This window comes from Paenibacillus spongiae, from assembly GCF_024734895.1.
GTDB lineage: Bacteria > Bacillota > Bacilli > Paenibacillales > Paenibacillaceae > Paenibacillus_Z > Paenibacillus_Z spongiae.
On the sequence record NZ_CP091430.1, the window covers coordinates 7,365,443 to 7,377,170 of the forward strand.

Consider the following 11,728-nt stretch of genomic DNA (forward strand, 5'->3'; position numbering starts at 1 on the left):
CGAACTTGTTATTTACTATGTACCATATATCGCGCAGGCCCTGAGCACGTGACAGATTGTTGCGAACTCCCCTGCGCCTCAGCGTACGCCGCGGACCCCCGAATACCTCTTATACTCTGTACTATTCTGCATACCCATATGGATAAGCGCTTATTCGAACCGCTGGCCGCATGCCGCATCCATCCATTATAACCCAACGAAAGAAACGACAGAAAAAAACAATCCCTCGCTCTATTCAATTGTAGTAAAATAATAGGGCACTCATGTCACCCGTATACATAAGGACAGCTGATGCCCCTATTAACGAGAGATCACTGAGAATTGCTGCGGAAAGGATTAGGCTTGATGAAACTGCTGTGGAATAAAGTGTTCAACCAATATTGGAGCCCTTATGTCGCGATTGGGATCGCGGGCATTCTAAGTGCGGTCTACTTTGGAATTACCAATACCGTGTGGGCGGTAACAGGTGAATTCACCCGTCTCGGCGGACATATATTGCAGCTCTTCGGAGTCGATATTTCCGATTGGGCTTATTTTAAATTAATCCATATGGACGGAACGACGTTCAGCCGGACGGATGGCTGGATTGTATGGGGAATGTTTATCGGCGCACTGATTACCATTCTGCTCGCCAATAATTTCAAGATTAGAGTGCCGAAACAGAAGCGCCGCCTCGTCCAAGGATTTGCCGGCGGCATCATTGCCGGATTCGGAGCCCGCCTGGCGCTGGGCTGCAATCTCGCCGCCTTCTTCACCGGCGTGCCTCAGTTTTCTTTTCACGCTTGGATCTTCATCGTTGCAACGGCCGTAGGAACTTATATCGGTGTCAAGGTGGTGAGCGCCAAGTGGTGGAAAGGCAAGCCTGTCCTCCGCAAAGGGAATACCGCTCCTCCTGCCAAGGAGCGCAGAAAGATTCAGCCGTATATAGGAGCCGCGCTCGCACTTTCTTATGCAGCGCTCATCCTATATTTCTTCTTGTCGGGCAAGACGATGCTCGGCGTTGCCGCCCTGTTCGGAGCCGCCTTCGGCATACTCATTGAGAGAGGACAGATCTGCTTTACTTCCGCGTTCCGGGATCTGTTCATCAGCGGCCGGGCTTTGATGACGAAAGCCATCACTATGGGGATGGCCGTAAGCTCCGTTGTCACCCTGATTATTATCGTGGCCTACGGCTTAGACCCGATTACGAAAATCGCCGCTCCAAGCACGTTCGTCGGCGGCGTTCTGTTCGGCATCGGGATCGTCATGGCGGCCGGATGCGAGACCGGCATGATGTACCGGCTGATGGAAGGTCAGGTTGTCTTTCTGCCCGTATTCATCGGCAACATCATTGGCGCGACCGCCCTCGCCTACGCGTGGGATCATATGGGCGTCTACAACCTTCTCGTGAAGAGCGGTTCGCCTGTCAATCTCATTGAGGTTATGGGTCCTGCCGGTGCGTTGATCGTAACGCTCGTCTTGCTGGGAGCAGGATTCGCCATTGCGGTATTCTGGCAAAGAAAGTACAGATTCGGAGTCGGCTTCAAGAAAGGAGACGTTAAACATGTCGGTTGATTACACGTTGGATATTCGAGGAGAATCTTGTCCTTATCCGGTTATTTACACACTGGAGACGCTTCGCGATATGAAGAAAGGCCAGCTGCTTCAAGTCATCTCGGACTGCGCGGCAGCCTTCCGCAACGTGCCGGAGGAAGTCGTGAAGCACGGCTACACGATGGCACAGGAGCCTGTCAAAGACGGGCCGGAGTTCTCCCTCTTTATCACCGCTTAATCGATCAAGAAAAGAAAGAGTACCGCCAAGTCAGCGATTGAAGCTGTTGGCGGTACCCTTTTTCATTTTGAACCGATCATCCAAGACGTGCAGCGTCCTGTTCCTGGCCCGTACGGGCCGATTCCTTGATTTGTTTGCTTCGCAGCTGTCCGCAGGCGGCATCGATATCCGTTCCATGCTCCAGCCGGACGCTGCAGCTGATCCCCTGTTTCTTGAGCGTATCGTAGAATGCGCTCACGGCCTCTTGATCGCTCCGCTGGTATTGATCCAGCTCGTCTACGGGGTTATACGGAATCAAGTTCACATTCGCAAGGCGCTCACGGCCAATTAGCTCGGCGAGCTCCAGCGCATGATCCCTGCTGTCGTTCACACCCCGCAGCAGAATGTAGCTGATCGTTATTCTGCGGTTCGTATGCTCCAGGTAATAATCGATGGCCGGCATCAATTTCTCGATCGGATAGGCGCGGTTAATCTTCATAATCCGCTCGCGGAGTTCATTGTTGGGCGCATGGATGGAGACCGCCAGATTAATTTGCAGCTTCGTGTCGGCGAATGCCTTGATTTTATCCGGAATTCCGCTGGTCGATACCGTAATATGCCTGGAACCGATGGCGAGCCCCTTGTGATCGATAATGACCCGCAGGAAATCAACCAGGTTGTTAAAATTATCGAATGGTTCGCCGATTCCCATCACAACCACGTGACTGACTTTCTCGTCCTGCTGCGCTTGGTCCAGATGATGCTGAACCTTCATGATTTGTTCGACGATCTCGCCGCCGGACAGGTCACGGCTCTTCGTCAGCAATCCGCTCGCACAGAAGCTGCATCCGATATTACAGCCTACTTGGGTCGTGACGCAGACCGAAAGCCCGTACTTATGCTTCATTAGCACCGTTTCGATCAGATTGCCGTCAGTCAGCTTGAACAGAAATTTGACTGTGCCGTCCGCCGACTCCTGTTTGACGTGCTCGGTTAATGTCTGGATGACATAATGCTCAGTCAGCAGCTGGATACAAGCCGCATTCACGTCGATCATGTCCGCAAAGTCGGTTACCCGCTTCCGGTACAGCCAATCCCAAACCTGCGAAGCCCGAAACTTGCGATGTCCGCGTTCCAGCAGCCAGGCAGCCAGCTGATCAAAGGTTAATCCATATATGGATGGTTTATTCATTCTCGATCCTCTTTTCACAATCTTCAATATGCTTACCTCATCGTATGATGAGACTAAAATCCGGTTGTATGCTATCATTGTCCCAAAATTAGATAGGTAAAGCAAGATGACAATGGCTGCCAATCCCACGGTATAATTGTGTTATGTCATCACTATTACATTGACACGCATAGTGACGCCTATCGCGGCAATCTGGGCGATTGGATTACAGCCCGCGACTTGATCGACAAGTTAATCGAGAAACAGGAGGAGCCCTCATGAGCCATATACATAATCATGTTGACCATTTGTTTAGAGGTTATAGGCAGACGAAGCAGGTAGCGGAGCTGAAGAAGGAGATCCTGAGCAATCTGGAAGCGAAGGCTGCCGATCTGATGGCGGCTGGCGTTCCACAATCGGAAGCGATCCGTCAGGCAATAGCAAGTATAGATAATGTGGATTTTCTGATGGATGGCCGCAAAAAAATCGAACTGCTCCCCTACTGCCTGGAATTGGTGCAGATTGCCCTGCTGTATATGCTTGTCGCCTGGGTCGCCACCATCCCTCTTGGACTGCTTGGGAGGCTGGGCCAGTTAAACTTCTTCCTGCTCGTAATCGTTATCGTCGCCGGCCTACTGTTCCTGGCCCTTCTTTTCGGGAAGAAAATGATTAACCGCAGAATCGTGTCGACCTATAATTACAAGGCCGCCCTGCGGGCACGGAGACTGGCTTGGCTGCTGTGGGGGTTATATATCCTTCTTATGACGCTGAATACGACGGCGCTTGAATTTGGTAGCAACCTGTGGTTTTCAAGGCCGGTCTCGATCTCCGGTCCATATCAATTCGCCGTTCTAGGCATTCGATATGCACTGCCCTTTATCTCCATCGTCATACCGCTGCTCATTCATGCTTCCTTGAAGCTGGTTCACAAATATGAAGCAGGTGATCTGCAATGAAATCGAGGAATATAGCCATCATCGCGCTTCTGGCAGTTGGGATGATCTTGGCTGGATACGTTCATGGCGTTGCCATTCCTAAGATGGAGCAAGAGGAACGGGACTTTATTGCCAGCCAGCAGAATCCTCTAACACATGATATCGAGCATGTCATGCCGTACAAGAACAAATATATGGGCAACGCCGGCAACTTGGGGAACCTGTTTCATAACCTGCCTTTGAATAGCGCCAGCTTCACCTTCCAGCTCTATCCGGACGAACTAACGGCAGAAATTCATTATCAGACCATGAATGCGGGCATAAGCGAGGCGTTTCGGACCCAAGCTTTTATCTACAATGCAACAGCTGCATTCGCCTTGATCGACAACCTCGAGGTCATCCGCTTCTATGCGGAAGAGGCCGTCTATACGGTTGCGCGCAGTCACGTGGAGCAATGGTATGGCGCTCCACCCGCAGCCTTGCTGCCGAAGGAGGTTTGGGAGAAAGAGGTACAGCTCAAGCTGAACGACAAAGCCTATGTCAGCGACTGTGCGAAAACGCTGCTGCAGCGAGATACAATCGCAGGTTAGAAGCTCAGGTTCATTACGCGCGAACATCTACCAGCAGTGAGAGCGCCCTAGAACCTGGAGAACAAGCCATAAGCGCAGCCCCGAGGACTGCGCTTATGGCTTTGCTATTTATCGGAACAACACTTTGTCCACGTTGTATTTGGCCTTCAGCTTATTCACGATATAGGTCTCGTAAATTTCCCGCTCGACGGGATCTTCTACGATGCACACATCAATTTTGCTGACTTCGTTCCGATGATCCTTGATGACCGATACGGTATCTTCAAAATGCTTTTTGATCCGGGGCCTCAGCTTCCTGGCCTTGCCCACGAACAGCAGCTCGCCGGCCGCATTGTAGAACATAAAGATGCCGCCCTTATCTCTGGATATCAGGTGGAAATCCGTAAAGCCGTAGATATTGCTCAGTACGGGATCCTTCTGTTTCTCAATGCTGACATCCGGCGTCGGAATAGTAATGTTAATCACGCGATCCGCTCACTTCCTCGTTCAATATAAGTGTAAATACTATCATAATTCTCCCTGCAAAGCCATATCCTCATGGCCCTGAACAGGCGCGTCGGAATCGATCCGCGCTTAAGACAGCCGGTAGAATGCAAAGGGCTTCCCATATCGAAAGGAATCGCTTATTCGATCCAGCTCCCCGATGACTTCCGAATCGAGCTGAAGGTGCACGCTCTGCAAGTTATCCTCCATCTGAGCGATGCGCGTAGCGCCGCCGATCACGGTCGAGACCGCAGGACGGTTCATCAACCAAGCAAGCGATAATGCACTGGGTGTACAGCCGCACTCCGCAGCCAGCTTGCTCACACTCCGTCCCAGCTCTAACGTCCGGTCATTAATAAACCGATTGAAGCTCGGGTCCGTTTCGGCTCTAGAGCCTTCGGGTGCCTCGGCTGCTCGGCCATACTTTCCGCTTAGAATGCCGCCGGCCAGCGGAAAGTACGGAATAATTCCGACGCCCTGATCGATACACAAGGGAACAAGCTCCTGTTCAGGCGTACGGTCTGCGAGCGAGTAACTGACTTGCATCGACACATACCCGGCGAAGCCCTTTCGCTCACTAATCCCCAGCGCCTTCATGAACTCCCACGCGGCATAATTAGACGCGCCAATATACCGGACCTTCCCTGAGCTTACCATGTCATCCAGCGTGCGCAAGGTTTCATCCAGCGGCGTCTTCGGGTCGAAGGTATGGATCTGGTACAGATCAATATAATCGGTGTTCAGCCGACGGAGGCTGTCTTCCAGCTCCTGCTGGAGATGAGCGCGGGATGAGCCTCTCGCATTCGGCCCCTGCCCTTTCGGCAATCCAGCCTTGGTCGCCAACACAACCTCGTGCCGCCTCCCGGCCAAGGCTTGTCCAATGATCCGCTCCGATTCCGATCCGGCATAAATATTGGCTGTATCCACAAAGTTAATTCCATTGTCCAGGGCGTAATGTATAATCTTAATGGACGTGTCTTGATCGGCTCGTTTACCGAATGCATTCGTACCCAACCCTAATGCCGAGACTTCAAGCCCGCTTCCGCCAAGATAGCGATATTTCATGCTGCGTTTGCTCCTCTGCACTTATTTTTCAAGATCATTCACCTCAGAACAGTCATACTCTCTATTTTACAACGAAATAGGAGATGAAGCATGGATGCTGGAACAGAATGAAATTTTGCAATTAAACAAGAAGGGTTGGAACAGAGTAGCCGAGCAGTTTTTCGAAGGCTCCTTCGACGTCCTGAAATACGGATCCTATGCACCCTCGGAGGAACAGCTGAACCTGCTGGGCGAAGTTCAAAACCGCGTCATTCTGGAAATCGGCTGCGGCAGCGGACATACGCTGGAGTATCTTGCGAACCGCGGAGCACGCGAGCTGTGGGGCGTAGATTTATCAGGCAAGCAAATCGAGACCGCCCGGGATGTCGTTTCCAAGCTGAATGCCGCCGTCAACCTGATTGAATCACCCATGGAGGAGATAGCAGGCCTTCCTATGAATTATTTTGACATTGCCCTCTCGGTCTATGCGCTGGGTTGGACCGTAAATTTGCCCAAGACACTGCATAATATCTACGGCAGCCTTAAACCAGGCGGCATATTCGTATTTAGCTGGGAGCACCCCATCCACAGCGTGGTCGAATATCACGACGAGCAATTGCGGTTCAGACGCTCCTATGTGACCGAAGGCGCCGAACAGCACGACTCTTGGAGAGGCACCCCCATCGTCATGCACAACAGGAAGATGAGCACCTTCATCAACACCCTGATCGCCGCCGGGTTTCGTATCGATCAAGTCATCGAAGATTCAAATGTAGCGGATGACGATTCGGTCAGCCCGGCAAAATGGTATTCCGGCACGAAAGCGAGGATGATTCCATCCACGTTGATTATCCAGTGCCATAAACCCTGCTAGTCGGTATTGCGATCCGGTTATAGCACAGCAGCCCTTTGATTTCGGACTGGCTTACATTTGCCGCTTCTCCAGCAGACGGGCTTCCTCCTCAATCCGGCTCACATCGATTCGTTCGAACAGCAGCGTCAGGTTCCGGATTTGCCGATTGGCCGGAACGGCAGTGAAGCGCCAGGCCGGCGGCTCAAGATGGAGGAACCCTCTTATTTTCTCGCAGGAGAAGGGAATGAACGGGTGCAGCAGCCGGGCCAGATTGGCGATGATTTGCATGCAGGTATGGAGGGTCTGTCCGCAGGCCTCCCGATTTTCCTTGATTCGTGCCCATGGTTTCTGTTCATCTACATATTTGTTAGCCCCTCGAATGTAAGCAAAGATCAGCTCGATCGCTTCCTTCAGACGCCCTTCTTCGATTAAAACCCCGGACGCCCGATATAAATCCTCGATTGAACGCCGCCATTCCTCGCCAAGCTCCCCTTCCGGAACATATCCCCCGAAGGACTTCTCAATGAAGGACAGCGTGCGATTCACGAAATTGCCGAAAGCGCCCAGCAGCTCCCCGTTATGGCTGTAGATGAACTCACGCCATGAAAAGTCGGCATCCCGCTTCTCAGGGCCGTTCGCGATAAGAAAATACCGGATGGAGTCGGGCTGGTAGCGGCTGATCAGATCCGGCACCCATACCGCCCAGTTGCGGCTGGTCGAGAACTTCTTCCCTTCCAGGGTCATATATTCACAGGCAATGATCCGATCCGGCAGATGAAGTCCCCCTGCGCCCAGCAGCAAGGCCGGCCACACCAGCGTATGGAACGGGATATTGTCCTTGCCGTGCACATAATAAGCGATAATCGGGTCGCCTCCATCCCGCCAGAAGGATTCCCAGTCGCCGCCTGTCTCGGCCGCCCACTGCTTGCTGGCCGACAAGTAGCCGCTGACGGCTTCGATCCAGACGTAGATTCTCTTATCCTCGAACCCTTCGACCGGAACGTCGACGCCCCAGGACAAGTCTCTCGTTGCGGCACGGTCCGGAAGGCCTTCTTCCAGATACCGCTCTGTCAGTTGTACCGCGTTGTCGCGCCAACCCTCCGCCTGGCGGACGTACTCCGTTAACTCCGGCTGGAACCGGGAGAGGGCAAGATAATAATGCTCCGTCGGCCGCTCTACAGGCGCGTTCCCGCATAGCTTGCATATCTTCTCGGATAAATCCAAGGGATCGAGCAGGGTGGAACAGTAATCGCATTGATCGCCCCGGGCGCGGTTCCCGCAAACCGGACACTTTCCCTCCACATAGCGGTCGGGCAGGAATCGCTGATCCGTCTCGCAATAGGTCTGCAGGATCGTCTTCCTGTATAAATAGCCGTTCTCCAGCAGCTTCAAGAACAGCTCTTGGACGACTTGGTGATGATCGGACCGGTCCGTACGCGTATACAGATCATACGAGAAACCCAGCTGCCGGAAGCACTCCGTAAACTCCGCATGGTACCGGTCCGCAATATCGCCTGGGGCGACGCCCTCCTGAATGGCTTGAACGGCGACCGGCGTCCCATGACAATCGCTTCCCGACACATATAATACCTTCTCCCCCTTCGCGCGAAAATAACGGGCCAGCACGTCCCCAGGCAATAAGCTGGCCACTCGTCCCAGATGCAGGGAGCCATTCGCATAAGGCCATGCCCCGCCGATAAATACAGCTGCCATCATGATTTCCTCCTCTTTTGTTAAGAAGAATCCGCCATCGCCGTCGTAAGCGGCGAACTGCGTCTCTTCCCTCAGAAATATAAGCAAAGTATCGCGGAACCTTATACCTTCTTATTTGCGGACACACAAAAAAGCCCTCATCCCCAAAGGGACGAGAGCTGTGCTCACGCGGTACCACCCAATTTCATCAATGCCTTGCGGCATTCACCTCTTCAGGTACGACGCGGCAGGCGCATGTATACCCTAGCACAGTAACGGGTGCGGGTTCCGGCGCAGCCTACAACCAAGGACGGTTTCGGTGCGCAGCTCAGAGACCATATTCCCACGGTTATTCTTTACCCCTTTTCACCGACCGGGGCTCTCTGTACAAAGACATCGCCATGGTACTCCTTCTCTTCTTCGCTTTTGTCAGAATATTCAAGTTATTGGAAATTATACGATGGCGGGTCGGGAAAGTCAAGATGCAGACATGCTTCCAGAATCGAAGATATGCTCCCCCAACACCAGCGAAATTCTGCTCGTTGAATCAACTAATAGAGTTCTTAATATGCCCTGTCTATTCCGCTTCTATTTCGTCAGAAAGCTGTCATCACTGGCCGATAAACTGCAGCGCGCTGCGGGCGTGCGCGCCGGCAAGCTCCCTGGCGAATCGTTGATCCGGGAAGCCTCTATGGAGCAGCTTCAATCCCCCCGATATTAACGACAGATGATGGTGGAACCGGTAGAACAGCATCCGGTCAGAGTCGAGAGCGTCGTTCTTCAGATAGCGGTAATATTCCCCGAAGCGAAATTCCAAGAAGCTGTGCTCATGCTCTATATCGAAGAACGAAGCTCCCTCGATGTCGATCAAATAAGGCTCCAGCTTGTCATTCACCAATACATGATCCGGCCCCAGCTCTCCATGAATGAATCCGTAGCGGTTTCTGGGCTCTATTCGCGCTTCAAGCTCGTTCAGCTTGTCGAGCAGCTTGCTTTGATTGGCTCCGATGCTGTCCATATGCCGGGCGGCATAAGCTAACTGCACGTTGGCATTCTCAAGCTGCTGCAGATGACAAGCTCTTGGATGGAGCCCGAACCGGGACAGCTCTCCATGGGAAGCCCTCTCATCCCCATGCATTATGGTCAGCATTTCACCCAATTGTTCGAATAAAGCCGCTTTAACCCGTGAATCTGCATGTTGGAAATAGGCTTCGGCTTTCGGTCCCTCCACATATTGAACGAGAGCATAATCGAAGGGGTAGCGGTCCCGGTCCTGATTCAGATCATACAGTGCGGGGGTTCGGACGCCCCGCCGGGTCAAATACGTGTTGTTCAATTCAAATAACCGTCCGCCATAGGGCTGATCGTCCGTTTGTCCGTTTGCGATTTCTTCTTGAAAGTAGTTCATGGTCAAATCCCATACATAAAGTACACAGGTGAATCCATTCCTGCAATCGATCCTGTAGACCACCTTCTGCGCACCGCCATGCATTCTCGTTACACGCTCTATAATATAACCGGAACCTAACACCTTCTCGATATAGTCCTGCAAATCGGTTTGGCTCAGGTGACCCTTTATTTCCAATGAACGACACTCCATTCTATCGGTATTGCCGGCCATCCAACTTTATAAGAAATCGGCCTGAAAGTATAGACTGTTTCGGAAGGCTCTGTTATGATGTTGAATGAGTTCTAGTTAAAAATAGCCATACGGAAACAGCCTTTGGAGCCGACGCTCCGGAGGCTTTCTTTTTTGCTGTATATAGAGCCCGCAGGTTGAATGCGCTTAGTATCCTTGCATGCAATATTCGATTATGCAGTTTGTATGGTGTAGAGAGTGTTGTGCAAAGTGCAGCATGCTTTCATTTTGGGACTCATAATACCCCTTTTTGTGTATTTTATACAACAATATGGGTTGTTAAGCCGCCCTGCAGTGGGAATTGTTGCATTTTATGCAATAATATCAGCTTAATCAGTGTTTTCACTCTTTAATATTGTATTTAATACAACTATCCTAGCTATGAAGTCATGATTTGCTGTTCTACAGTAGAAATTCTTGCATTTTATACAACAATATCCGCTTAATCTGTGTATTTCCCTGCCCGGTGTTGTATTTTATACAACCATGCTGACTATGAAGTCATGATCTGCCACTCTACAGCAGAAGTTACTCCATATTATGTAACAATCAATCCACACTTCGCCCGCGTTTTCCCTAACCAGTAATGTACATATACAAGATATTTTATGTCATAAACTTCCATTAATATATTAATTTGGATAATCCCGGAAATCATTCATCTTGCTTCTTTGTCTCTTATTAAGTCAGGCTTATGATCCAATTTCATAAGGTTTATGAAATCGACTCCTTATCATTCCATCCTTCATGCATGAGAACGAATCCGGCTGCGAACGATAACGGAATGATCATGATCACAAAGGCGGGGGGGTTCTCATGCGATTTCAGGATAAAGTAGCGATCGTAACCGGAGGAGCAAGCGGGATCGGCGAGCAAACGGTGCGTCTGTTCGCAGCGGAAGGCGCCAAAGTCGTTATCGCTGATTTCTCTGACCGCGGTACAGCCGTTTCACAGGAGCTCAACGATCAAGGACGCGATACGTTGTTTGTCAAAACGGATGTGACGAAAGAAGCCGATGTGCAGCGAATGGTTCAAGAGACGGTCGGCAAATACGGTCAGATCGACATTCTGTTCGCCAATGCCGGCATTGCGAGCGATGCTCCGGGACACTTGCTTTCCTTAGAAAAATGGCAGCGGACCATCGACATCAATTTGACCGGCGTCTTCCTCTGCGACAAGTATGTCATCGAGCAAATGCTGGCACAAGGAACAGGCGGGGCCATCGTGAATTGCGGCTCGATTCACAGCCATGCCGGGAAGAGCGGTGTAACCGCCTATGCATCCGCCAAGGGCGGCGTCAAGCTGTTAACGCAAAGCTTAGGGGTCGACTATGCCAAGGAAGGCATCCGCGTGAATGCCATTTGCCCGGGTTACATCGATACCCCTTTGATTGCCGGCAGGAACGAAGCGATTAACGAGCATCTGATCAGCTTGCACCCGATCGGGCGTCTCGGGAAGCCGGAAGAAGTGGCGAAGGCCGTTCTGTTCCTGGCAAGCGACGACGCGTCCTTCATTACCGGCACCAGCCTCCTCGTCGACGGCGGCTATACCGCTCAATAAGGCGCACCTCC

The 11,728-nt window shown here is 51.7% G+C and carries 11 protein-coding genes and 1 other annotated feature; of the genes, 6 read left to right on the forward strand and 5 right to left on the reverse strand.

The window, feature by feature from the left end:
- The first annotated feature begins 345 nt into the window (after window positions 1–345).
- On the forward strand, window positions 346–1,554 hold the full coding sequence (gene yedE, locus L1F29_RS33085; RefSeq protein WP_258386202.1) for a selenium metabolism membrane protein YedE/FdhT: 1,209 nt from the start codon (window positions 346–348) through the stop codon (window positions 1,552–1,554).
- Complete coding sequence (gene yedF, locus L1F29_RS33090; protein ID WP_258386203.1) at window positions 1,544–1,771, forward strand: sulfurtransferase-like selenium metabolism protein YedF; 228 nt, start codon at window positions 1,544–1,546, stop codon at window positions 1,769–1,771. The genes yedE and yedF overlap by 11 nt, the downstream gene beginning before the upstream one ends.
- A gap of 76 nt (window positions 1,772–1,847) precedes the next feature.
- Here yedF and rlmN read toward each other — a convergent pair whose 3' ends face one another.
- Window positions 1,848–2,942: a dual-specificity RNA methyltransferase RlmN gene (gene rlmN, locus L1F29_RS33095; RefSeq protein ID WP_258386204.1), complete on the reverse strand. Its 1,095-nt coding sequence runs from the start codon at window positions 2,940–2,942 to the stop codon at window positions 1,848–1,850.
- A 257-nt stretch (window positions 2,943–3,199) separates the two neighbouring features.
- Here rlmN and L1F29_RS33100 point away from each other — a divergent pair, with 257 nt between their 5' ends.
- Both L1F29_RS33100 and L1F29_RS33105 read left to right on the forward strand, forming a co-directional pair.
- Window positions 3,200–3,877: a permease prefix domain 1-containing protein gene (locus tag L1F29_RS33100; protein WP_258386205.1), complete on the forward strand. Its 678-nt coding sequence runs from the start codon at window positions 3,200–3,202 to the stop codon at window positions 3,875–3,877.
- On the forward strand, window positions 3,874–4,446 hold the full coding sequence (locus L1F29_RS33105; protein WP_258386206.1) for a DUF4825 domain-containing protein: 573 nt from the start codon (window positions 3,874–3,876) through the stop codon (window positions 4,444–4,446). Before L1F29_RS33100 ends, L1F29_RS33105 begins: the two co-directional genes overlap by 4 nt.
- A gap of 108 nt (window positions 4,447–4,554) precedes the next feature.
- Here the strand turns inward: L1F29_RS33105 and L1F29_RS33110 are convergent, their stop codons facing one another.
- A complete protein-coding gene (locus L1F29_RS33110; protein WP_258386207.1) occupies window positions 4,555–4,911 on the reverse strand; it encodes a nucleotide excision repair endonuclease in 357 nt (118 codons plus the stop codon).
- 108 nt (window positions 4,912–5,019) lie between these two features.
- Window positions 5,020–5,994, reverse strand: a complete 975-nt coding sequence (locus L1F29_RS33115) for an aldo/keto reductase (protein ID WP_258386208.1) — start codon at window positions 5,992–5,994, stop codon at window positions 5,020–5,022.
- Window positions 5,995–6,088: 94 nt separating this feature from the next.
- Here L1F29_RS33115 and L1F29_RS33120 point away from each other — a divergent pair, with 94 nt between their 5' ends.
- Complete coding sequence (locus tag L1F29_RS33120) at window positions 6,089–6,847, forward strand: class I SAM-dependent methyltransferase (protein ID WP_258386209.1); 759 nt, start codon at window positions 6,089–6,091, stop codon at window positions 6,845–6,847.
- A gap of 51 nt (window positions 6,848–6,898) precedes the next feature.
- Here the strand turns inward: L1F29_RS33120 and metG are convergent, their stop codons facing one another.
- Both metG and L1F29_RS33130 read right to left on the reverse strand, forming a co-directional pair.
- On the reverse strand, window positions 6,899–8,539 hold the full coding sequence (gene metG, locus L1F29_RS33125; protein ID WP_258389889.1) for a methionine--tRNA ligase: 1,641 nt from the start codon (window positions 8,537–8,539) through the stop codon (window positions 6,899–6,901).
- A gap of 144 nt (window positions 8,540–8,683) precedes the next feature.
- Window positions 8,684–8,948: a binding site (T-box leader), on the reverse strand.
- Window positions 8,949–9,128: 180 nt separating this feature from the next.
- Window positions 9,129–10,058 (reverse strand): phosphotransferase, encoded by a 930-nt coding sequence (locus L1F29_RS33130; RefSeq protein WP_258389890.1) that lies wholly within the window; start codon window positions 10,056–10,058, stop codon window positions 9,129–9,131.
- Between the two features lie 915 nt (window positions 10,059–10,973).
- On the opposite strand from L1F29_RS33130, the gene L1F29_RS33135 reads away from it, so the two are divergent.
- On the forward strand, window positions 10,974–11,717 hold the full coding sequence (locus tag L1F29_RS33135; RefSeq protein ID WP_258386210.1) for an SDR family NAD(P)-dependent oxidoreductase: 744 nt from the start codon (window positions 10,974–10,976) through the stop codon (window positions 11,715–11,717).
- The last annotated feature ends 11 nt before the right edge of the window (window positions 11,718–11,728 follow it).